This is a genomic window from Flavobacterium sp. Root935 (assembly GCF_001429295.1).
Classification (GTDB): Bacteria; Bacteroidota; Bacteroidia; order Flavobacteriales; family Flavobacteriaceae; genus Flavobacterium.
On the sequence record NZ_LMJL01000012.1, the window covers coordinates 1,083,480 to 1,107,828 of the forward strand.

Below are 24,349 nucleotides of genomic sequence, written 5' to 3' on the forward strand. Positions count from 1 at the left end.
TTTATTCAGATGGCTTTTATTATTGCTTTAAAAAATTACTTCCAGTTAAAAGTAATATTCTTTTCGATTTCACTGCTTAAACTTAAGAATACAGGACAAGTCATTGCAGCGCGTTCCAAAATAGTTTTATTCTTTTGATCAGCAACGCCTTGCATTTCAAACACAATTTCTATTGCGCCGATTCTTCTTGGTTCTGCATTCATGATTTTTGTTACTTCGGCTGTAGAGCCAACAAAATCAACATCTAAATCACGAGCTTTAATTCCCATAATAGTCATCATGCAGCTTGCCAAAGCATTTGCAACTGTATCTGTTGGAGAAAAAGCCTCGCCTTTTCCGTTATTATCTAATGGTGCGTCAGAAATGATTTCGCTTCCTGACTGCACATGAATTGATTTTGTTCTTAAATCTCCTAAATAGGTTACTTTTGATGTCATTAATTTGCTACTTTTAAAGTTAAGTCACTGTCATAGTATAAGATGTAAACACCTTTGTTAGCGTGCCCGCCATCTTCTTTTCTATAATATTGAAATTTATTATCTACCTGCTGTGTAGTCATTAAATCTGCTGTTTCCTGAAAAGTTTTTCCCTGTACCAAACGCATCATCGTATCAAAAGTGACATCGAAACCTCTTGTTGCATAAGTAGTTGGGTTTATTTTGTTTTTCAGACGGTATTGCTTTTCATAAATTAAAACTGCTTGTTCGTCACTTTCACGAGTTACAGAAGGATACATTAATTTTAATTTCACTAAGTTATCAAAACTAATTTCATCAGTATCCAATGTACTGTTCGGTTCTAGAATTACCAGTTGAACCTGACACGTTTTCTGAGAATCAATTAGTGCTTTAATGGTAGTTTTAATCATTGCAGTATTTGCCGTTTCCATCACCACATAATTCATTCGGTTTGGAATTAAAAGGCTTTTTAAATTCGCAACATCCAGACCTCCAGTCTCAGTTAAAGATGCAAATGCAACACCTTTCTGATTTTGTTTAATATAATTAACAACAGATTCTTTTTTCTTATCTACAACAGCCACAATATTTCCGTTTTTAGATCGCATATAATCAAAAACAGCATTTTTAATTACATCATTTGATGGTATAGACTGATACAAATTCTCAATCGGGTTTGCACTGTCTTTTGATAATGGAGAAATAACAGGAACATTATACAAACGAAGTGTATTAGCTGTTGATTCAGCATTATTTTGGTAAAATGGTCCTATAACTGCATCAGCATCTTGAAGTTTACTAATTAAACTAGGCACATTTGAAGTCGTTTTTGTTTCCTGAGAATCATATATAGCCACATCAATTGGCAGTTTCAATGTTTTCGCAGAGTCAATTGCCATCATCGCTCCAGAATAAAAATCTAAAGTCATGTTTAAGAACTTATCATTTTTAATTCTGTTAGCAGTTCCAGAAGTATCGCTTTGTACTTTAGCCAAATTAAAAGGAAGTAACAAAACTACTTTTTTACGTTCATTGGCACCTCTTTTTTTGCTCAGCTCTACAATTTCTGGATTAGCATTTTCAGATGATTTTACCTTGTCAATAATTTTAATTCCTCCTCCAGTGCTTTCAATAGGTTTGTCGATTGCAGAATCAGCTGTTTTTTCAACTGGAACCTGCGCTGCAATAATTGGAGCCGGTGCCACATATCCTGCAGGAACTTTTAAAACCATTCCTTCTTTTACACCCTCAGAAAGTGAAGGATTTAATGCCACTAATTCATCTTGCGTTAAATGAAAAACTCTTCCTAAACTATAAAAAGTTTCTTTTGGCTTTACCTGATATTCCATGTAAGTCACTGCTTTTTTAGAAGTTTCAGCAGGTTTTTTACTTTCTACAGATTTTGCTGTTTCAACTGAAGCAGTTTCAGTTTTCGGCGCTTTTCCTTTGATTGTCAATCTATAACCAACAGGCAGACTAGCAACAATATCTGGATTGCGTTTTTCTAATTCTTCCACAGTCATATTATACTGTTTTGCAATGCCAAATTTAGTCTCTTTTGGCTGTACATCGTGATATACATATTTTTCTGAACCTTTTTCTTTTGCAGGTCTTGCTGCTGTTTTTGGAGCAGATCCTTTAGCAGGAATGACTAATTTTTGTCCAATTTGAACACCTGTTTTTTCTAAAAATGGATTCGCTGCTTTTAAAGCTTCGTCTGATATTCCGTATTTCTTCTCAATGCTGTAAAAAGTTTCTTTTGGCTGCACTTCATGAATCACTTCTTTTCCAGAAGCTGCAGGAGCTTTTGTTTCAGAAACTTCCTTTTTGGCTTCACCTGTTTTCGTCGGAATCAACAATACCGAATTAGGAGTCAAACCTGTTCTTGCATCTGGATTTAATTGATAAATATCAAAAGGCGTTACCTTAAATTTCTGCGCAATCTGATTAATAGTTTCTCCACTGGAAACCTTATACTTAACCACCTTTTCCTGAGAAAAAGCATTTGAAGAGATAAAGAATACAAAAGACAATAATGTTAAATAATATTTCATAATAAGGCTTAAAAACAATTTAATTTCTAATTCTAAAAGCAAGTTACAAATTTTCCTTAAAGCAAAATTCGCGCCGTTTGTTTAATCGTTCAAAAATTACCTCAAATCAATTTCTACTTTGGCAATAATGACTTCTTTATATAACTCATCTTCTTCTTTTTTCTTGCATTGATAAAGCACTTCTTCCATGTTTTCGAATTTATCGCTGTACACATAGTATGAAAGGCTGTTAATATTAAAGAAGAAACTAGCGTTAAAATCGCCAGAATCAATGAGTTTCATAATAAACTTATCGCGGTCAACTGCGTCTGTAAATATACCCAAAACTAAGTAATACCCATTCGAAACTTCTTTAAGATTATCATAAACTTCCACTTTTACTGTTTTATCAGCTCTTAACGGATTGTCTTTCAATTCTTGTTTCATTTCTTCCAATGAAATTGTTTTTGAACTTTCGGAAGAAGAATTTTTATTCTGTTTTTTAACCGCTTCATCTTGATACTTTTTCAGTTTAACCAAAGCCAGTTTGTCATCAAATTTTCTGGCTTCCATACTATAATAAGCAGCTTTACTGATATGTCTTTTTACTTCAATTTTTTTCTGAATATCGAGCGAGTCAATTTTTGCAATCAAAAGCTGATTTTGTGCATCACCCTGCTCCTGCTCTATTTTATAACGTTTAATTTCTTCTAACGACAAACGCTGCTGCAAAGAAGCTGCACTATTATTTTTTTCGCTTTCGCGGATTTTCTTCTTATACTCCTGATTTTCCTCAACTGCAATTCGTTCTACTTTATTCATCAAACCGGCATAAGCTTTTCTATTTTCTGCCAGTTCTTTCTTTAATTGAGAAGATAATTCATTGGTTTTATTGATTCCCTCAGAAGATTGTTTTTCCAATCTTTTTGATTCATCAACATTTAAAATATCCATTCTCTTCAATTCTTTCAAATCATTATTCATCGAATTGACTAATGAATCTAATTTTGCCATTAAAATATCCTGAACATTTTTATTGGCTTCTAATACCAAACGCAGTTTTTCTACCGAATTTTCTTTCGAACCATTCATCTCATTCAGATTGACTTTCAAATCATTAATTTTTATAATTTTCTGATTCATCTCTTTCTGAACAATAAGACGATCTTTTAAATCATCGATCTCAACCGTTTTTGCTTTTGTTTTTTCAACCACAACCTGTTTTTCTGCCAAAGCCAGCATCAATTCTTCACTTTCGTTTGCTGGTTTTATTGCTGTTGTATTGATTGCCAATTTGTTGCCAACTACCAATCCGTTAACAATTTCCGGGTTTTGAGATTCAAGCTGATCAATTGAGATTCCGTATTTCTTTGCAATAGAAAACTTTGTTTCTTTTGGTTCAACCACATGAAAAACAGTTTCTTGATTAATGACACGAACTCTTCCGTCTAAAGTTTTTCTTTTGTTTGGAATGACAATTGTCTGACCAATCTGCAGTCCGTTTTGAAGTATTTCTTTATTTAAGTTTTCTAAATCCTGAACCGAAACATTGTATTGTCTCGCAATACTAAACAAAGATTCTTTAGCCAAAACCTGATGAGTGGTTTTAGATGAAACAACAGTTTCCTGCTTAGATGAATGTTCTGAATTTTGAGGAATTATTAATTCTTGACCGATTTGAAGTCCGCTGGCAAGAATTTCTTGATTAGCATTTTGAATGGCTTCTACAGAAACATGATATTTTTTAGATAAGCCGAAGAGCGTTTCTTTGGGCGCAACAATATGTGTTTTACTTTGCTCTTTAATTATGGTTTGGGAGTTGTGAACTGGAATCTTTATAATCTGATTATCCTTGATTCCATTTTGCGATTCGGGGTTGAGTTTGTAAATCTCATCTATAGAAACCTTATACTTTTGGGCAATAAAATAAGCAGTTTCTCCTTTTTGAATCTTGTGCTCAATAATTGAATCTTGCGCAGTTATTTTGTTAAAAGACAAAATAAAGACAAGAGAAATTGTTAAAAGTTCTCTCATAAATAGTAGGTTATAAAAAATTAAGGCCTTACAAATGTAAGACCTTAATTTTAAAATACGCTGCTATTCCCACTCAATTGTTGCAGGTGGTTTTGAACTAATATCGTAAACTACACGATTCACACCTTTTACCTTGTTGATAATATCGTTCGATACTTTCATCAAGAAATCATACGGTAAGTGAACCCAGTCAGCAGTCATACCATCTGTTGATTCTACTGCTCTAAGCGCTACTACTTTTTCGTAAGTACGCTCATCGCCCATAACTCCAACACTGTTTACCGGAAGCAAAATCGCTCCAGCCTGCCAAACTTTGTCGTACAATCCCCAAGATTTTAATCCTTCGATAAAAACAGAATCAACATCTTGTAAAATTTGTACTTTCTCTGGAGTAATATCTCCTAAAATTCTAATTGATAATCCTGGTCCTGGGAAAGGGTGTCTTCCTAATAATTCAGGATCTATTCCTAAAGTAGCTCCAACTCTACGAACTTCGTCTTTAAACAACATTCTAAGCGGCTCTACAATTTTTAATTTCATATAATCTGGCAATCCACCAACATTATGGTGCGATTTAATAGTTGCAGATGGTCCTTTTACAGAAACAGACTCGATAACGTCTGGGTAAATTGTTCCTTGTGCTAACCATTTTACGTCTTCAATTAAATGCGATTCGTCATCAAAAACTTCGATGAAAACACGTCCAATAGTTTTACGTTTAGTTTCAGGATCACTAATTCCTGCTAATTCAGAAAGAAAACGATCTCCTGCATCTACACCTTTTACGTTTAATCCCATTCCCTTATATTGGTTCAATACATTTTGGAATTCGTTTTTACGTAAAAGACCGTTGTTTACGAAAATACAGTAAAGATTTTTACCAATTGCCTGATGCAATAAAACCGCAGCAACAGTAGAATCTACACCGCCTGATAATCCTAAAACAACTTTATCATTTCCTAATTTCTCTTTTAATTCTCCCACCATTTCTTCTACGAAAGCATTTGGTGTAAAGTTTTGAGGAACTTCGGCAATTTTAACTAAAAAGTTTTCCAGCATTTTTGATCCATCTGTTGAATGGTAAACCTCTGGATGGTATTGAATGGCATAAGTAGTTTCGCCTTCAATTTTGTAAGCTGCAAATTCTACATCATGCGTGCTTGCTAATTTTACAGCATTTGTTGGAAGCGCTTTGATACTATCACTGTGGCTCATCCAAACTTGACTGTTTTCTGAAACTCCTTCAAAAAAAGTTTCATTCTCTTTAATATAAGACAAGTTTGCTCTACCGTATTCTCTGGTATTTGATGCTGCTACTTCTCCACCGCTGAAGTGCGCTAAATACTGCGCTCCGTAACAAACGGCAAGCATTGGAAGTTTGCCTCTAATTTGCGATAAGTCAGGATGTGGTGCGTCTTCTCCTCTAACAGAGAAAGGGCTTCCTCCTAAAATTACGGCTTTATAACTTGATAAATCACTTGGAATGTGATTGTAAGGAAAAATTTCGCAGAATATATTTAATTCGCGAACTCTACGCGCAATAAGTTGAGTATATTGCGATCCGAAATCTAAAATAAGTACGTTGTGTTGCATGCGCAAAAATACTTTTTATATTCGAAATTGAAAAATGGAATTTTGATTTTTTTTTTAGAAAGGTTCTAAGGTTCTGAGATACTAAGGTTCTTAGTTTTATTTATAACCTAAAAAAGAAAAAACTTAGCGCCTTAGAACCTTAGCAACTTAGTTTCTGTAAAAAAAATCTAAAAAAGAAAATATTTCGTATATAACGAAGAACCCAATTACAATTTAACTATGAAATCAAAATTTGTTGCCGTTACCCTATTATTATCGTTAGTTTTAACTTCTTGTGATGCTGTTGATGATCTATTAAGTTTCAATATTTCGAATGAGACTTCTATTAAAATTAAGAGCACATCTCCTATCAATTTACCTTCGGAAATAATCACTCCCGATGTTACAACCAATTCTTCAGCTGAATTTGAAAACAATAAAACGAAGGCTAGTTTGGTCAAAGATGTAAAAATCAGATCACTTAAATTAGCCATTTCCGAACCTTCCGATAAAACTTTTACGTTTTTAAAGTCGGTTCATCTATATATTTCGACAACCAATTCTGATGAAGTTGAATTAGCTTACCAAGAAAACATTAATACAAGTGCAAATACAATCGATTTGATTTGCACCGATAAAAAATTAGATCAGTACATAAAAGCAGACAGCTACAAAATTAGAACTCAGGTAACCTTAAAAGAAACCCTTACAAAAGATGTGACCGTAAAAGCAGATATGAAGTTTAGAGTGACTGCGGATCCGTTCTAATCTTAGAGGCTAAGGTTCTGAGATGCTGAGATGCTGAGATGCTAAGTTTCTTAGCTGAAAGGTTCAAAGAAAAAAGGTTTAAACTTTTTTCTTTGAACCTTTTTTTATACTTGAAAAATAAAATCTTAGAATCTTAGCATCTAAGTATCTTAGAACCTCTACTAGAAAAACCAAATCTTTTCCTTAATTTTATAGAACCCCTTCAGATCACTGCCAAATACTTTAAAATATAATTATTAAGAAGTAAACCATAACCAATGTGCACTTTCGAAATATTAATTTTAAAATATAACTCATGAGTAAAATAGTTGCCGAACAATTAGTAGATATGTTGGTAGAAGCTGGAGTGAAACGCGTTTATGCGGTTACTGGCGATAGTTTAAATCATTTTAATGATGCAATTCGCAGAAGCGGAAAAATAAAATGGATTCATGTACGCCATGAAGAAGTCGGCGCGTATGCTGCAGCGGCCGAAGCAGAATTAGACGGTTTTGCTGTTTGCGCTGGAAGCTGTGGTCCCGGTCACGTTCATTTAATTAATGGATTGTATGATGCACATCGTTCGCATGTTCCTCTTTTAGCAATTGCTTCTACGATTAATACTAACGAAATGGGAATGGATTATTTTCAAGAAACCAATACCATTAAACTTTTTGACGATTGCAGCCACTATAATCAAATGATTATGACGGCGGAGCAAGCACCTAGAATTATCCAAACGGCCATACAACATGCTTTAGGCAAAAAAGGCGTTGCTGTTATTGGTTTACCGGGCGACGTTTCTCAATTAGAAGCAGTTGAAAGTAATATTTCTACTCAATATTTTCATTGTAATCCTGTTATCCGACCTTCTGATACTGAATTACAGCATTTAGCAAAAGCTATTAATGAAAGCTCAAAAATAACTTTGTTCTGTGGAATTGGAGCTGAAAAAGCACACGATCAGGTGGTGCAGTTATCACAACATATTAAAGCTCCTGTTGGATATTCTTTTAGAGGAAAAATGAGCATTCAGCCGAATAATCCTAACGAAATAGGAATGACAGGTTTACTCGGTCAGCCTTCTGCTTATCACAGTATGCACGAATCACATTTGGTTTTATTATTAGGAACTGATTTTCCTTATGATAAATTCATGCCTTCAGACAATAAAATCATTCAAATTGACACAAGCACAGAACGTTTAGGAAGAAGAGCCAATCTCTACATGGGTTTATGCGGTGATGTTGCCGATACGATAGAAGCTTTACTGCCGCTTTTGGAAGCAAAAACAGATGATAGTTTTTTACAAGCGCAGTTAAAATTATACAGCAGTGTAAAAGAAAGCATGAATACTTATATTAATGATAATGGCGGAGAAGACACTATTCAGCCTGAATATGTGGCGCACATTATTGATAAACTGGCAGATCAAGATGCAGTTTTTACCGTAGATACTGGTATGAGCTGTGTTTGGGGAGCTCGTTTTATTAAAGGAACGGGGCAGCGAAAAATGCTGGGTTCTTTTAACCACGGTTCTATGGCAAACGCGATGCCGATGGCAATTGGAGCCGCTTTGGCACATCCGGAAAGACAAGTTATTGCGATGTGCGGCGACGGCGGTCTTTCCATGCTTTTAGGCGACTTGGCAACCATTCATCAATACAATATTCCAATCAAAATTATTGTTTTCAACAACCGTGCTTTGGGAATGGTAAAACTTGAAATGGAAGTCAGCGGTTTACCCGACAACGAAACAGATATGGTAAATCCTGATTTTGGTCTAATTGCTCAAGCAATGGGATTTCAGGGCGTAAATGTTCATAAACCTGAAGAAGTTCAGGGAGCAATTGAAAATGCTTTCCGCCATAATGGTCCTGTTTTATTAAATATTTTCACCAATCCAAATGCCCTGGCAATGCCTCCAAAAGTAGAATGGGAACAAGTAATTGGAATGGCAAAATCGATGACAAGATTAATGCTGGGCGGTAAAATGGAAGAAGTTTTAGACACCATTAAATCCAACTATAAACATTTAAAAGAAGGCATTTAAGCTTAATTAAAGAATCATGGATATAAATACCAATAAATCATACACCAAATACTATGTTATTGCCTGGATATTTGGTTTGATTTTCTATTTTTTAGATTATGTAATTCGTTCTGCTCCAGCAGTAATGTTTCCAGAACTTTCGCAGAGTTTTTCTGTAAATGAAATTAAGCTAGTAGAAATTGTCGGCACTTATTATTATACGTATTCCACCTGCAGTTTAATTGCTGGAATTGCTCTGGACCGATTTGGAGCTAAATATTCACTTTTTGCAGGAGCACTTATTTTAGGAATCGGCTGTTTATTATTTATGATTTCCAGTCAGTTTAGCGGCGTTGTCGGCCGATTGTTTCAAGGTGCGGGATGCGCTTTTGCTTTTCCGGGCTGTGTATATTTGGCCAGTAAAGGATTTTCTGCAAAATCACTCGCAACAGCCATTGGATTTACACAATGCCTCGGAATGCTTGGTGGTTCTGCAGGACAATTTGTTGTTGGGCCGTTGATTGAAGAAGGAATGAATATCAATACGTTTTGGCTCTCGACTGGAATTTTCACAATCATTGTAGCTTTCGGACTTTGGTTTATAACTCCTTCCAACATCACAGATAAAAATATAGAAAGTACACAAAAGAAACAAAGTTTGCTAAATCCCTATAAAATCGTTTTTAGCAATCCGCAATCTTGGTTTTGCGGCATAATTTCGGGATTGCTATTTGCGCCGACAACTATATTTGCGATGACTTGGGCAGTAGATTTCTTTCAAAAAGACCGTGCTTTCGACTTTCATACGGCAACAATATCGAGCGCCATGGTAGCTTTTGGCTGGGTTTTCGGATGTCCGCTATTAGGATATATTACAGACAAAATAAATAAACGAAAACCAGTTTTGGTATTTGGTGCTGTCTTTATGATTATAACTTTAATTCAATTATTATATTTCCCAAATATGTTTCCAGCAAAATACAGTATGTTTTTATTAGGAGTTGCTTCTGGAGCTGCTATGATTCCATATTCTATAATTAAAGAAGCCAATCCAGATAATGTAAAAGGAAGTGCTACAGGAGCCATCAATTTTATAACTTTTGGTGTAACAACGCTCTTAAGTCCTTTATTCAGTCGCTTATTCGGCAGAACTCTTGACGGAACTTTGGATAAAACAAATCACTTTCAGCAGGCAGGACTATTTTGGATTATCGGAATTTCAATAGCCATTTTAGTGAGTTTTCTATTGAAAGAAACTGGGAGCGGAAAAAAAACAGATGCTGAAAAAGTTATTATATAAGAAGATAACAAACATCAATAAGATAAAGATAGGATCAAGAAAATGATCTTATCTTATTCTTTTGTAACTACAATTGAAGCTTTAAAGCCAGCAGCTAGATTATCCCAGTAATCACTGGTAACCATTGTGCCTTTATCGTCATATACTTGGATCTCGGCAGTATTTCCCCCAAGCGTTCCAATATTTAAAGCTTCGAAATCTAATTTATTAAAACCTGGATTAAGATTAATTTTTACTTGTTGAAAATTAGAATCTAATAAAAGTCGATCTCGCACTACAAGTTCATTTGAAGAAACTTTCACTAAATCCCCATCAATAGCTCCAAAATCACGGAACTTCACAATAAAATATTCTGATTTGGTTTTAAAATCACCCAGCGAAATGTTTTTCTTCACCAAAACACCTCTGCCTTCTCGCAATCCGGCATCTTTTAAAGATTTATCAAGATCTTTTTCCATTTTTGCCACATAGCGATCGCCTGGATTGGCAAAATCGGTTTCTGTAGACATGGTAAATTTGCTTTTTTCTTCTCCAATCTGAAATTTAGATTTTTGAGTTATCGTTGTATTTTCAAAAACGTTTGGGGTTTTAATACTTGGAATATCATTTAATTCTGCCTGTGGATCTTTTGTCTCAGGAGCTGGAATTTTTTTTGGTTTTGCACTAAACTTTGGTGCGGGAATAGCTTTGAATTTAGAATTAAATTCGGCTTGGGCTGATACTGACAACGCAGTAAAAAACAATATGAAAAATAAAATGTGCTTCATTGAAAAAGTATTATCGAATCGGCTTTTATAATTAGTCTTAAATAATAGTCCAGCATCACAAAAATAGCATAATTTAATTAGGCATTGCAACTTTAGGACTTTTATAACAATAAATTAAGCTAATTTTTGGAATCAAAAAACCTGCCAAAATTTTTCTCTTTGATTAAAATAAATTTCTAACTCTAAAATTTCAAATTCCAATATCTCTGTCTTTAATATAGAGTTTCTTTAAATTTACTATTTTGATAATTAACAACTTATTCTTAACTTCAAGACTTTATTTTACCATTTACAAAAACTCAATAAAATGGATTATATCGATTATTACAAAGTATTAGATGTTACAAAATCTGCGACCGAAGCAGAGATCAAAAAAGCATATAGAAAACTGGCCAGAAAATACCATCCCGATTTAAATCCGAATGATAAAGAAGCCGAAAAAAAGTTCAAAGAAATTAATGAAGCTAATGAAGTTTTAAGTAATCCTGAAAACCGAAAAAAATACGACAAATACGGTAAAGACTGGAAACATGCTGATGAATTTGAAAAAGCGGGTTACGATCCTAATCAGCAGCAAAGCAGACGACAAACCAGTTCTCAATATTCTGATAGTGATTTCTCAGGTTTTGGAGGCGGCGATTTCTCTGGAAGTGATTTTTCAGATTTTTTCAATTCGATGTATGGCGGAGGCAGAAGCAGATCGCAGTCTAAATATAGAGGACAGGATTTTAATGCCGAACTAGAATTAGATCTCAAATCGGCTTACACCACACATAAGCAGAGCTTAACGGTAAACGGAAAAAATATCAGAATTACTATTCCAGCCGGAGTTGAAAATGGCCAGATTATAAAAATTCCAAATCATGGCGGACCTGGTGTAAACGGCGGTCCAAATGGTGATTTATTTATCACTTTTTCTATTGCCAACAATTCAGAATTTAAACGAGAAGGCAATAATTTATACGCCGATGCACCGCTTGATTTGTATACTGCGGTTTTAGGAGGCGAAACGTACATCAATACTTTTGACGGAAAAGTAAAAATCAAAGTTCCTGCAGAAACACAGCCGGGAACGAAAGTAAAACTGAAAGGAAAAGGTTTTCCTGTTTACAAAAAAGAAAATCAATTTGGTGATTTGTATATTACTTATACGATAAAAGTTCCAACAAAATTGTCGGATAAAGAGAAAGAATTATTTGAAGAATTAGCAAAACTAAGAAGTCATGAAAAATAAAAATTTAATCCAGATAAAGCAGTTTTGTTTGTATCACGAAATTGAAAATACTTTTATAACTGAACTTAACAACTATGGTTTAATCCAAATTATTAGCGAAGAAGACGATGAATATTTGGAGCCTGAGCAGCTGCCAACGGTCGAAAAAATGATTCGCATGCATTACGACCTCAAAATTAATCTGGAAGGAATCGATGCCATAGCCCACTTATTAAACAAGATAGAAAACTTACAGCAGAGTCTAAATACGGCACACAACAAACTTCGTCTTTACGAAGAAAGACATATCGACTAACAATTTAATATCACAAAAAAGCTTGATTTCCGATTTGATTTCAAGCTTTTTTTAATGGATGCCAAAAGCAGAATTCTTAAATTGCGACATCTTAATTAACCTGAATTTGCTCTTTTAAAACCATATAGACAAATTCGCAAAATATAAAAAATGAAAAGAGAAAACATCTTAACTGGATCTCCGTGGGAAGACAAAATGGGATATTGCCGTGCAGTACGAATTGGTAATATTATTGAAGTTTCTGGAACCGTGGCAATTGTTGATGGTGATAAAGTAAAAGCAGATGATGCTTATGCTCAAACTTATAATATATTAGAGCGAGTTGAAAAAGTTTTAGAAGATCTAAATGTCAGCATGAAAGATGTCATTAGAACAAGAATTTTCACAATCGATGTTTCGACTTTTGAAGAAGTAGCCAGAGCACACTCTGCTTTCTTTAGAGATGTAAAACCAACAACCGGATTTTACGGAATCAGCCAATTAGTTGCACCAGAATATTTGGTGGAAATAGAATTCACTGCTGTTGTGCAGTAATTTTTTTGCCGCGAATTACACGAATTTACATTAAAAACTTCGCCACAGATTGAAGGATTGTAAATTCATTTATAATTCCTTCACTTAAAAATATATTAATTCGTGAAAATTCGTGAAATTCGTGGCTGAAAAACTTTTCATAAAAAACATCCATGACTTTAAACCTAAAAGAAACACTATTATCTATTCCAAAATGGATTATAATCTGTGCTTTAATAGGTATATTTTCAGGATCTGCATCGGCCTTATTTTTGGTTTCTTTAGAATGGGTAACACAATTTAGAATGCAGCATGATTGGATTATCTGGCTTTTGCCTTTCGGCGGATTTCTAGTTGGGCTGAGTTATTATTACTGGGGAGAATCTGTAGTTAAAGGAAATAATTTACTACTGGAAGAGTACGAAAATCCTAAAAAAGTTATTCCTTTTAGAATGGCGCCTTTGGTTCTTTTAGGAACATTAATTACCCATTTATTTGGAGGTTCTGCTGGCCGAGAAGGAACGGCAGTACAAATGGGAGGCGCAATTGCCGATCAATTCACTAAAATTTTTAAATTAGATAATTCCGAACGCAAAATTCTTATCATTCTTGGAATCAGTGCTGGTTTTGCTTCTGTTTTCGGAACGCCTTTGGCAGGTGCTATTTTTGCTTTAGAAGTCTTATATTTTAGCAAAATTAATCTTAAAAGCACTGTACTTTCTTTTTTAGTCGCTTACGCTGCTTATTTCACAGTAGAATTCTGGAAAATTAAACATACACACTACAGCATTCCTATTATTCCAGAACTTAGTTTCAACAACATTATTTTCACCATAATTGTTGGAATTCTTTCTGGATTTGCTGCTTTATTATTCGCAAGAAGTACTCATTTTTGGGGTTTTCTTTTTTCCAAAAACATTAAATATCCGCCGCTTCGTCCCGTTATTGGCGGCGTAATTTTAGCGATAGCTTTTGCAGGTTTTGGACTTACCAAATTTTCAGGATTGGGAGTTCCTGTACTTGTAGATTCGTTTTCGAATACAAGCGAATGGTATGATTTTCTGCTTAAAATTCTTTTCACAGGATTTACTTTAGGAGCCGGATTTAAAGGCGGAGAAGTAACTCCTCTATTCTTTGTTGGTGCAACTTTAGGAAGCGCATTATCAATAGTAATTCCAATGCCAATTGCACTTTTAGCCGGAATCGGATTTGTTGCTGTTTTCTCTGGAGCAACCCACACTCCTATCGCCTGCACTATCATGGGAATGGAACTATTCGGAATTGCTCCTGGAATATTCATTGCAATAGCCTGCACAATTGCCTATTTTTCTTCGGGTTCTATCGGAATTTATAAATCGCAGATTGTTAGAGGAGCAAAATATAGGTTGTATGAAAGGTTAAATTCCAATTTTTAAAATTCCAAATTCCAATCTCCTAGTTATAGTTCCTACGGAACATAAAGATAAAACCTTAAATCTCTCCTACGGATCAAAATCCGCTGCTACAAATGTAATGTACCTACGAAACTTAAAAAGTTTCTAAAAATAAAAAAAACAAAAATCCGTTGAAATCTGTGTTTTCGCGATAGCGAATCTGTTTCATCCGCGTTCAAAATTCATACGCAAAATTTAAATTCCAAAATAAAAATCCATATCTATTGAAATAGACTGAATACTAAAGAAACTGTGACTAAAAATATTTTCAGCATTACATTAAAAAAATGTAAATTCGCACACTATGAAAATACAAGACATTCAAGCGATTCAGTTATTACTCGCCACTCCAAAAAAAATCGTCATCATTCCGCATAGAGGACCAGATGGTGATGCAATGGGTTCAACATTAGCTTTATACCATTTTTTAATTAAAAATAATCATCAGGCAACAGTAATTGCTCCAAATGATTTCCCTAATTTTCTAGCTTGGCTTCCAGGATCAGAAACTGTAAAAATATTCGAAAAAGATACCGAAAACTGCACCAAGATTTTAGAAGAAGTAGAAATCGTTTTTACGCTTGATTTTAATGCTTTTCATCGTACAGGTGAAATGGAGCACACTTTAGCAAAGCTAAATGCTATTTTCATAATGATCGATCATCATCAAAAACCTGATGATTATGCTACCTATACCTACTCTGACCCTTCATACGGATCTACCTGCGAAATGGTTTACAACTTTATCACTTTCTTAAACAAAAAAGAAGATATTGACAAAACCATCGCGACTTGTATTTACACAGGAATTTTAACCGATTCAGGCTCATTCCGTTTCCCTGGAACAACAGGAAACACTCATAGAATTATCGCTGAATTAATTGATCTGGGTGTAGAAAACACACAGATTCCAGTTTTATTATTTGACAATAGTTCCTTCAGCAGATTACAACTGTTAGGCCGAGCTTTACAAAATATGAAAATATTCGAAGAGCATAAAACTTCTTATATGACGTTAACACAAGAAGAATTAGATTCTTTTAATTATGTTAAAGGTGATACAGAAGGAATTGTTAATTATGGCTTGAGTATAAAAGATATTGTTTTTACTGCTATTTTTATCGAAAATAAAGACGAAGGAATAATTAAAATTTCATTTCGTTCGCAGGGAGGTTTTGATGTAAACCAATTTGCAAGAGATCATTTTAACGGCGGCGGACACAGCAATGCAGCCGGCGGAAGATCTGAAGTTTCGATGGAAGAAACTGTAAAGAAATTTGAAGATTTAGTAAAAAAACTAACACTATAGCCCACATGAATTACCTAAAACTTAGCATTTATAGTTTGCTTTTTGCTGTTTTGTTAATCAGCTGTAAGCATCATGAAGAAGCCAGAAGACCTATTTCCAGCGCTTCAGGAACATTCATGAAAAAATCTGCAGATCGAAATAAGAAATTAGTGGCTAATGAAGAAGATGTCATTAAGAAAATAATAAAAAGCAATCCGAAAGTAAAATACTATGCCACTCCAAAAGGGTATTGGTTTTATTATGATGAAAAAAATGCTACAGAAACTGCATCACCAAGAAAAGGCGATATTGCTTATTATAATTTAGAAGTTAAAGATATAAAAGGCAATATAATTTATTCTGATTCTGACCTTGGTCCGCAGACTTATTATGTAGACAAACAAGACATTATGATGGGACTTCGCGACGGAATTAAAAGAATGCATAAAAATGAAACTGTGACATTTTTATTTCCATCGCATATGGCTTATGGTTATCATGGAGACAACAAAAAAATTGGTACAAATGAATCTTTGATGGTTACAGTTACATTGAGAAATTTTGTTCCAGATCCAGCTCAGACTAATGCTCCTGCTCAAACTACTGCTGTAGCTCCAGCAGGACAAGCTCCTAAAACAACAACACCGAAACCTGTAGCTCCAAAACCTGCAGCTCCAATAAAAAAAGATACATTAACTCCATAAAAAACAATCTCTTAAAATGAAAAAGATTATTTTATTATTACTAATAGCCGTTAGCTCATTTTATTCTTGTAAAGACGATCACAGTAATCTGCCAGATGGTTTGTATGCCGATATCGAAACAAACAAAGGTCATATTATTGTTGAACTTGATTACAAAAAAGCTCCAATTACTGTTGCTAACTTTGTGACTTTGGCTGAAGGTAAAAACGAATTTGTAACGCATGAAAATTTAAAAAAGAAACCTTTTTTTGATGGTTTAAAATTCCATAGAGTTATAGAAAGCTTCATGATTCAAACCGGAGATCCTTTAGGAACTGGTTCTGGAGATACTGGATATAAGTTCAAAGACGAATTCTCAGATTTAAAATTTGACAAAGCTGGTGTATTGGCAATGGCCAATAACGGACCTGGAACAAACAGCAGCCAGTTTTTCATCACACACGTAGAAACTCCTTGGTTAGATAACAAACACACTATTTTTGGTCATGTTGTTGGTGCAAAAGATCAAGAAGTTGTAAACAAAGTAGTTCAAGGTGATAATATCGTTTCGGTAACTATTATTAGAAATGGTGAAGCGGCTAAAAAGTTCGATGCTGTAAAAGTATTTCACGACTATTTTGCAGAAATCGCAAAAGAACAAAGCAAATATGCAGGAGTTCAGAAAGAAAAAGTAGCTTACTATGCTTCTATTAAACCAAAAGTTACTAAAACAACAAGCGGTTTAGAATATTTTATTACTGAAAAAGGAACTGGTAAAAAACCTGCAGCAGGAACTCAAGTATTTATTGCTTACGCTGGTTTTCTTGAAGACGGAACTTTATTTGACACAAGCATAGAAGATGTTGCAAAACAATTTGGAAAATTTGATCCTGCAAGAGCTGAAGCAAAAGCATATCAGCCAATTCAATTTAAAGCCGGAAGTAAGAATGGTTTAATACCTGGTTTTATTGAAGGACTTGAGCAGCTTTCTTTTGGCGATAAAGCAATTCTTTTTATTCCATCTCACTTGGCATACGGAGAAACTGGTGCAGGAGGTGTAATTCCGCCAAATGCAAATATTATTTTCGAAGTTCAATTATTAGAGAAACAATAAAACAATTCATCATAGACTTAAATCTGAAAAGTAATGAAGTTTAAATTTTTATTTTTATTTTGCTTAGCAATAGTTAATATTCAAGCTCAAACTAAAAAACCCGCAGCAAGACCTGCTGCAAAAGCAAAAACAACAACTGCAGCAAAACCTGCTGCTAAGCCAAATACAAATCCTAACGAAGGGATTTTTGCTACAATTTCAACTTCAAAAGGAGATATTGTTGTTTCTTTAGAATACACAAAAGCACCCGTAACTGTTGCCAACTTTATCACTTTGGCAGAAGGAACAAATCCTTATGTAAAAGTGGAAAAATTAAAAGGGAAGCCATTTTATGATGGTTTAAAATTCCATAGAGTAATTAACGATTTTATGATTCAAGGTGGTGATCCGCAGGGAACTGGGGCTGGAGATCCAGGATATTCATTTAAAGATGAATTTGTTGCAGAATTGAAATTTGAAAAAGGCGGTGTTTTGGCAATGGCAAATTCTGGGCCTGCTACAAACGGAAGCCAATTTTTCATTACACATAAAGACACGCCATGGTTAAACGGTAAACATACTATTTTTGGTCATGTAGTTTCTGGAATGGACAATGTCAATAAAATTGTTCAAGATGATATCATGAACAAGATTACCATTACACGCAAAGGCGCAGCAGCAAAAAAGTTTGATGCTGTAAAAGTTTTTAGTGATGAAATGAAAAAAGGTGAAGCTAAAAAAGAAGAGGCTAAAAAAGTAGTTGCTGCCAAAGCTGCTTATTTTACTGCAACAAAAGCAAAAGCTACAGCAACTGCATCTGGTTTAAAATATGTTATTACCAAAAAAGGAACTGGTGTAAAAGGCGCTGAAGGTTCAAATATCTACTTTCATTATGCTGGATACTTCGAAGATGGTACTTTATTCGACAGCAGTATTGCTGAAGTTGCAAAAGCTTACGGTAAGTATGATGCAAACAGAGATGCACAAGGTGGATACAAAGCTTTTCCTTTTACAGTTGGTAAAAAAGACGGAATGATTCCTGGTTTTATTGAAGCTCTTGATATGATGACAGACGGAGAAAAAGCTATTTTCTTTCTTCCTTCTAACTTAGCGTATGGCGAAAAAGGAGCTGGCGGCGTAATTCCTCCAAATGCAACTTTAGTTTTTGAAATTGAAACTTATCAAAATCAGCCAACTAAATAATAACTAGAATTCAATTTCTATTAAATACAAAAAAACATCAAAAGTATCTTTTGATGTTTTTTGTTTTAAGAGCATGTAAAACTTTAAAGAATTATTATTTTGAACATTGAAAATCAACTGTTTTCATTATTAAGTTCACGATTTTGCCTTTATTTCTATTAAATCCTAAACAAAATAGCTTACCTTTGCCGGCTTTAATTTTTTAAAACAAGTAAATTATGAAGTCGCAAAATAATGTATTAAAAGGTGTTTTTCTGGTTGCTCTAGGTGCTACTACATACGGAATGCTGGCAACATTTGTAAAAATGGCTTATTCTGAAGGATATACAACCGCAGAAGTTACGACATCACAATTTATTTATGGAATTACAGGAATTCTACTAATCAATCTTTTTCAAAGGATAAAAAATAAAAATCAAGCTGTAAAAGCGACTCCAAAAAATATTTTCAGTTTAATGCTTGCCGGAACTTCATTAGGAATGACAAGTTTATTTTACTATTTGGCTGTAAAATTTATTCCAGTTTCTATCGGGATCGTTTTATTAATGCAGACTGTGTGGATGGGCGTTTTATTAGAAATGATTTTAGAAAAAAAACTGCCTTCTAAACAAAAAGTCATTGCAGTTTTAATTGTGCTTTTTGGAACTGTTTTAGCGACAAATATCATTAACAATGACATACAACTAGACTGGAGAGGTTTGGTTTGGGGAATCTTGGCCGCTGCGTCTTTTACCACAACTATGTTTACTGCAAATCGTGTTGCTACAGAAATTTCATCGGCTCAAAGAAGTCTTTATATGCTTTTGGGCGGTTCTATTATTGTTTTTTCATTTGCCTTTGCAACTCAGGTTACCGCATTTAATTTCGAAATTTTCTTAAAATGGGGAATTGTGCTGGCTTTATTTGGCACCATAATTCCGCCTATGTTAATGAATATTGGTTTTCCTCTTACTGGTATAGGACTTGGAAGTATTGTTTCTGCCTTAGAATTACCCGTTTCTGTGATGATGGCGTACGTTTTATTGAATGAAAAAGTTATCTTCTCTCAATGGGTTGGAATTGTTTTAATTATACTGGCCATAATTATTATGAACGTAAATTTCAAGTCAAAAAATAGCCGAATTTGAGCATTATTAAAAAAAGATCTTCTGTAATGTAATAATTGTTAATTTTTTTATAAATTCGTGGTAAACAATCAATTATTATGAGTTTACCCTGGCATTTATATTTAATGGCTTTATTGTATATACTTGCTGGAATTAATCATTTTAGAAAACCTGGGATGTACATAAGAATCATTCCTCCCGCATTTAAAAACCCAAAATTAATAAATAATTTAAGCGGAGCTGCCGAGATCATTTTAGGCATTCTCCTTATTTTACCTGCGACAACAACTTTCGCCGCCTGGGGAATTATAGCCTTACTTATAGCTGTTTTTCCTGCAAATATCTACATGTTACAAAATAAAAAAGCAGGTTTTGGTTTACCATTATGGATTTTATTTGTACGTTTGCCCTTACAAATTGTTTTAATTTATTGGGCATACCAATATACATTCTAACATTAACCATTAAATTATTTTATCATGAAAAAATTATTTGCTGAGTTTTTCGGAACTTATTGGCTTGTTTTTGGAGGCTGCGGAAGTGCCATATTTGCTGCCGGTTTTCCAGAATTAGGAATCGGTTTTGCCGGTGTTGCACTTGCTTTTGGTCTGACAGTAGTGGCAATGGCTTATGCAGTTGGACACATTTCTGGAGGACATTTTAATCCTGCAGTTTCTTTTGGATTATGGGCAGGAGGAAAATTTCCAATTAAAGATCTTATCCCATATATAATAGCTCAATGTATTGGAGCTATAGCTGCAGCTGGTACATTGTATACAATCGCTTCTGGAAAAGCTGGTTTCGTAATTGACAACACTAAAGCTGGAGCATTTGCATCAAATGGTTTTGGAGCGTTTTCTCCTGACGGCTATTCTTTACAAGCTGCTTTTATTGCCGAATTTGTTCTTACCTTGTTCTTTATTTTAATTATTCTTGGTGCAACAGACAAATTTGCTAATAGTAATTTTTGCGGTATTGCGATTGGTTTAACACTAACTGTAATCCATTTAGTTAGTATTCCAATTACAAATACTTCTGTAAATCCTGCAAGATCACTTTCTCAGGCAGTTTTTACGGGAGGCGAACCATTATCTCAAGTCTGGCTTTTTTGGGCAGCTCCAATTTTGGGTGCAATAGCAGCAGGATTTATCTATAAGAATTTATTACAGCAAGAGGGAGAACCTGAAAAAATAGTTTTATAATTAGTTAATAATAATTATAAATTAGCCTATAATTAATTTCAAAAGAGAAAATCAAATATATTTATAATTGATTTTCTCTTTTTTGCTTTGGATAAAATCGATAAGAAAACAGTATTTCAAATCAAATATTTATATTTATGAACGAAATTATTTCTTACTTCAGTACGATTCCATCTTCTCATAGAAGTTTGATTCTAGTTGGCGGTATAACCATTTTCTGGTTGATTGAAAACTCTTTCCCGCTGTTCCGAATGCAGTATAAAAAATGGCCGCATGCGGGAATAAATTTCTTTTTTACCTTCACCACTATCGTTGTCAATTTTATTTTAGCATTTATTCTAATTAGAACCGCGGCATGGACAATTGAACATAATTTTGGTCTTTTGCAATGGCTGCCTGAAATGCCAATGTGGCTTTATACCATAATTGGTTTATTACTTCTGGATTTAATTGGAGCGTATCTCGCCCATTTAGTAGAACATAAAGTAAAATTTCTTTGGCAGTTTCACTTGGTGCATCATACCGATACTTGGATCGATACCACGACTGCGAACAGACATCATCCCGGCGAAAGCGTTGTTCGTTTTATATTTACCACTTTAGGAGTTTTAATAATCGGAACACCAATGTGGATGGTATTTCTTTATCAATCTTTATCAGTTATCGCTTCACAATTTAACCATGCCAACATTTCGCTTCCCGAAAAATTAGATGTTTTCTTGAGTTATTTTATCGTTTCTCCAAATATGCATAAAGTACATCATCATTATGTACTGCCATATACGGACAGTAATTATGGAAATATTTTTTCTGTTTGGGACAGAATTTTCGGAACTTTTACTTATCTGCCCAAAGAACAACTTATTTATGGTGTAGATACACATATGCAGCCTGAGGAAAATAACAAATTGAAGAATCTGCTAAAAATTCCATTTCAAAAATCAAGATCTTTCAAAAACAGTTAAAATCACTAAAAAAAGTGTACTTTACTGAAACAACTTATTAATTTTTTTTTTAATATTGATACAGAAATTGAAAATCAATCTATTAATCATTAACACCCTATTTTGAATTAATTTTCACGAGATGAAAAAGAGTAACCGTAAAGAATTGACTTGGGAGCAAACTGAAAAACTTGTTTCGTTAGCTTTAGAAGAAAGAAATCCATTCGAAATTATAAAAAAAGAATTTGGATTAGCAGAAAAAGAAGTCTTGGAGATCATGAAGAAGAAAATGCCTCTTGAAAAATTTGAAATGTGGAAAAAGAAGGCAGTAGCAAACAAACCAAAACCAAAACCAGTAAAAATAGATGATTTTGATGAAGATTTGGACGGAAAATATTATATAAAAAATAAACTAGACTAAACTAGAGCTCCTGTTTTTCAGGAGTTTTTTTTTATTTCTAAATTAATGTAATTTTTTTAGTAACTTTTCTATGTTTTTTGTGACAAATACAAATAACTAAACATATACATATGAAAAAAATACTTTACACCTTAGCTCTAGCGGTAACATTTTGGAGCTGTAAAACAGGTAGCACTGGAGCCGCAAAAAGCAATACCGTAGAGGTTAACATCAATTTGACTGATGTTAAAGACGATAAAGTTTTGGTGACCGTTACTCCGCCAGCCATTAAAACAGATGAAATTGTTTATAGCATTCCTAAAACAGTTCCAGGTACTTATTCTACAGATAATTATGGAAAATATTCTGAAGACTTTAAAGCATTTGATGCTAAAGGAGCCGCTCTTACTGTAAAAAGAATAGATGATAATTCTTGGTCGATTTCTAATGCAAAAGCATTAAAAAAGGTAACGTATTTAGTAAACGATACTTTTGATACTGAAAAAGGAACTGGATTTGGTAATGATGATGTTTTCTCTCCCGCAGGGACTAACATTGATGCCGGGAAAAATTTTATGGTTAATACCCATGGTTTTGTGGGGTATTTTCAAAATAAATTAGATGTTCCTTACAAAGTTACAATTACACATCCTGAAACACTTTGGGGCGCTACTTCTATGACAGATGAAGATGCAAGCAATACATCTGATGTATTTAAAACTTCTCGTTATGCAATTTTAGTAGAGAATCCAATTATGTATTCTAAACCTGATTACACTACATTTAATGTAAACGGGATGGATATTTTGATTGCTGTATACTCTCCTACTGGAAAATTTACTGCAGAAAGTATCACACCAGAAATGAAAACGATGATGACGGCACAGAAAAACTTTTTAGGGAAAGTAAACTCTACTAAAAAGTACAGTGTTTTAGTTTATCTATCAAGCATGGCAAAAGACGATGCACATGGTTTTGGAGCATTAGAGCATCCTACAGCTACAACAGTAGTTCTTCCAGAATCAATGCCAAAAGAAAAATTGGTTGAGACTATGAAAGATGTTGTTTCGCACGAATTCTTCCATATTGTTACGCCATTGACAATTCACTCAAAAGAAATTCAGTATTTTGATTATAACGCACCTAAAATGTCTGAGCATTTATGGATGTATGAAGGTGTAACAGAATACTTTGCAAATCTTTTCCAAATCAACCAAGGTTTAATTGATGAAGCAGAATTTTACACTCGTATTGCTGATAAAATTCAACAATCTAAACAGCTAAACGATACTATGTCATTTACTTTGATGAGTAAAAATGTATTAGAGCAACCGTATAAAGACCAATACCTAAACGTATATCAAAAAGGAGCTTTAATCGGAATGTGTATTGATATTATCATTAGAGAGAAAAGCAACGGAGAAAGAGGTATTCTTGACTTAATGCATAAATTATCTACTGAATATGGTATTGAAAAACCATTTAATGATGATGAGCTTTTTGCAAAAATTACTTCATTAACATACCCAGAAGTGGGCGAATTCTTGAACAAATATGTAGCAGGAACTACTCCAATTCCTTACGATTTCTATTTGGCTAAAGTTGGTGTTACCAAAGCAACTGAGAAAAAACCTGGAAGTGTTTTCATAAAAGGACAAAATCCATATATCACTATTGATAAAGCTACTAAAGAAATCGCTGTTCGTTCTGATATCGAAACCAATGAATTCTTTAAAAACTTAAACTTAAAAGGCGGGGATAAAATTCTAACTGTTAATAACAAACCATATTCTTTAGATAATATCTACGATTTGATTACTGAAAGTGAAAACTGGAAAGAAAATGATCCTATTACTCTGAAAGTAAAACGCGGTACTAAAGAAGAAACAATTAAAGGAACTGTAAAATTACCATACGAAGAGTCTGAAACTTTTAAAGCAACTGATGCTTCAAAAGATAAACTTAAAAATGCATGGCTAAAAGGATAATTTCTTTTTCAAATATAAAAAAAC

At 33.9% G+C, this 24,349-nt stretch carries 22 protein-coding genes; 17 read left to right on the forward strand and 5 right to left on the reverse strand.

Going from position 1 to position 24,349, the window contains the following annotated elements; all coding sequences use genetic code 11:
• Positions 1–35 precede the first annotated feature (35 nt).
• From ASE40_RS19360 to guaA, 4 genes are all read right to left on the reverse strand, one after another.
• Positions 36–437 carry an OsmC family protein gene (locus ASE40_RS19360; RefSeq protein WP_057118871.1) on the reverse strand — a complete coding sequence of 134 codons (402 nt, stop codon included), beginning with the start codon at positions 435–437 and terminating at the stop codon, positions 36–38.
• A complete protein-coding gene (locus ASE40_RS19365) occupies positions 437–2,512 on the reverse strand; it encodes a LysM peptidoglycan-binding domain-containing protein (protein WP_057119863.1) in 2,076 nt (691 codons plus the stop codon). Before ASE40_RS19365 ends, ASE40_RS19360 begins: the two co-directional genes overlap by 1 nt.
• A gap of 96 nt (positions 2,513–2,608) precedes the next feature.
• Positions 2,609–4,525 carry a LysM peptidoglycan-binding domain-containing protein gene (locus ASE40_RS19370; protein ID WP_057118873.1) on the reverse strand — a complete coding sequence of 639 codons (1,917 nt, stop codon included), beginning with the start codon at positions 4,523–4,525 and terminating at the stop codon, positions 2,609–2,611.
• Between the two features lie 63 nt (positions 4,526–4,588).
• Positions 4,589–6,118: a glutamine-hydrolyzing GMP synthase gene (gene guaA / locus ASE40_RS19375; RefSeq protein ID WP_057118875.1), complete on the reverse strand. Its 1,530-nt coding sequence runs from the start codon at positions 6,116–6,118 to the stop codon at positions 4,589–4,591.
• Between the two features lie 219 nt (positions 6,119–6,337).
• Between guaA and ASE40_RS19380 the strand changes: the two genes are divergently transcribed.
• The 3 genes from ASE40_RS19380 (at position 6,338) to ASE40_RS19390 (ending at position 10,176) form a co-directional block, all read left to right on the forward strand.
• Positions 6,338–6,865, forward strand: a complete 528-nt coding sequence (locus tag ASE40_RS19380) for a hypothetical protein (RefSeq protein WP_057118876.1) — start codon at positions 6,338–6,340, stop codon at positions 6,863–6,865.
• Between the two features lie 295 nt (positions 6,866–7,160).
• The gene (locus tag ASE40_RS19385; RefSeq protein ID WP_057118878.1) at positions 7,161–8,897 is read left to right on the forward strand and encodes a thiamine pyrophosphate-dependent enzyme; all 1,737 of its coding nucleotides are present in this window, start codon (positions 7,161–7,163) and stop codon (positions 8,895–8,897) included.
• 16 nt (positions 8,898–8,913) lie between these two features.
• Entirely contained in the window at positions 8,914–10,176 is a 1,263-nt protein-coding gene (locus tag ASE40_RS19390; RefSeq protein WP_057118880.1) for an MFS transporter, read from the forward strand.
• A 53-nt stretch (positions 10,177–10,229) separates the two neighbouring features.
• Here ASE40_RS19390 and ASE40_RS19395 read toward each other — a convergent pair whose 3' ends face one another.
• Positions 10,230–10,943 carry a hypothetical protein gene (locus tag ASE40_RS19395; protein ID WP_057118882.1) on the reverse strand — a complete coding sequence of 238 codons (714 nt, stop codon included), beginning with the start codon at positions 10,941–10,943 and terminating at the stop codon, positions 10,230–10,232.
• 307 nt (positions 10,944–11,250) lie between these two features.
• Here ASE40_RS19395 and ASE40_RS19400 point away from each other — a divergent pair, with 307 nt between their 5' ends.
• The 14 genes from ASE40_RS19400 to ASE40_RS19465 all read left to right on the forward strand — a co-directional run bounded on the left by ASE40_RS19400 (position 11,251) and on the right by ASE40_RS19465 (position 24,325).
• The gene (locus ASE40_RS19400; RefSeq protein ID WP_057118885.1) at positions 11,251–12,177 is read left to right on the forward strand and encodes a DnaJ C-terminal domain-containing protein; all 927 of its coding nucleotides are present in this window, start codon (positions 11,251–11,253) and stop codon (positions 12,175–12,177) included.
• Complete coding sequence (locus ASE40_RS19405) at positions 12,167–12,472, forward strand: chaperone modulator CbpM (RefSeq protein ID WP_057118887.1); 306 nt, start codon at positions 12,167–12,169, stop codon at positions 12,470–12,472. Before ASE40_RS19400 ends, ASE40_RS19405 begins: the two co-directional genes overlap by 11 nt.
• Positions 12,473–12,622: 150 nt before the next feature.
• Complete coding sequence (locus tag ASE40_RS19410) at positions 12,623–13,006, forward strand: RidA family protein (RefSeq protein ID WP_057118889.1); 384 nt, start codon at positions 12,623–12,625, stop codon at positions 13,004–13,006.
• Positions 13,007–13,158: 152 nt separating this feature from the next.
• Entirely contained in the window at positions 13,159–14,400 is a 1,242-nt protein-coding gene (locus ASE40_RS19415) for a voltage-gated chloride channel family protein (protein ID WP_057118891.1), read from the forward strand.
• Between the two features lie 322 nt (positions 14,401–14,722).
• Positions 14,723–15,727, forward strand: coding sequence for a DHH family phosphoesterase (locus ASE40_RS19420; RefSeq protein ID WP_057118893.1), 1,005 nt, complete (start codon positions 14,723–14,725; stop codon positions 15,725–15,727).
• Between the two features lie 5 nt (positions 15,728–15,732).
• Complete coding sequence (gene gldI / locus ASE40_RS19425) at positions 15,733–16,410, forward strand: gliding motility-associated peptidyl-prolyl isomerase GldI (RefSeq protein ID WP_057118895.1); 678 nt, start codon at positions 15,733–15,735, stop codon at positions 16,408–16,410.
• A 16-nt stretch (positions 16,411–16,426) separates the two neighbouring features.
• Positions 16,427–17,503 carry a peptidylprolyl isomerase gene (locus tag ASE40_RS19430; protein WP_057118898.1) on the forward strand — a complete coding sequence of 359 codons (1,077 nt, stop codon included), beginning with the start codon at positions 16,427–16,429 and terminating at the stop codon, positions 17,501–17,503.
• Positions 17,504–17,536: 33 nt separating this feature from the next.
• Positions 17,537–18,685 (forward strand): peptidylprolyl isomerase, encoded by a 1,149-nt coding sequence (locus ASE40_RS19435; protein ID WP_057118900.1) that lies wholly within the window; start codon positions 17,537–17,539, stop codon positions 18,683–18,685.
• Positions 18,686–18,903: 218 nt separating this feature from the next.
• Positions 18,904–19,812: an EamA family transporter gene (locus ASE40_RS19440; RefSeq protein ID WP_057118903.1), complete on the forward strand. Its 909-nt coding sequence runs from the start codon at positions 18,904–18,906 to the stop codon at positions 19,810–19,812.
• A 77-nt stretch (positions 19,813–19,889) separates the two neighbouring features.
• Positions 19,890–20,246: a DoxX family membrane protein gene (locus ASE40_RS19445; protein ID WP_057118904.1), complete on the forward strand. Its 357-nt coding sequence runs from the start codon at positions 19,890–19,892 to the stop codon at positions 20,244–20,246.
• Between the two features lie 24 nt (positions 20,247–20,270).
• Complete coding sequence (gene aqpZ, locus ASE40_RS19450; RefSeq protein ID WP_057118905.1) at positions 20,271–20,993, forward strand: aquaporin Z; 723 nt, start codon at positions 20,271–20,273, stop codon at positions 20,991–20,993.
• 137 nt (positions 20,994–21,130) lie between these two features.
• Positions 21,131–21,958, forward strand: coding sequence for a sterol desaturase family protein (locus tag ASE40_RS19455; RefSeq protein ID WP_057118907.1), 828 nt, complete (start codon positions 21,131–21,133; stop codon positions 21,956–21,958).
• A 121-nt stretch (positions 21,959–22,079) separates the two neighbouring features.
• The gene (locus tag ASE40_RS19460) at positions 22,080–22,358 is read left to right on the forward strand and encodes a DUF2805 domain-containing protein (RefSeq protein ID WP_057118909.1); all 279 of its coding nucleotides are present in this window, start codon (positions 22,080–22,082) and stop codon (positions 22,356–22,358) included.
• Between the two features lie 110 nt (positions 22,359–22,468).
• The gene (locus tag ASE40_RS19465; RefSeq protein ID WP_057118912.1) at positions 22,469–24,325 is read left to right on the forward strand and encodes a peptidase M61; all 1,857 of its coding nucleotides are present in this window, start codon (positions 22,469–22,471) and stop codon (positions 24,323–24,325) included.
• Positions 24,326–24,349 lie beyond the last annotated feature (24 nt).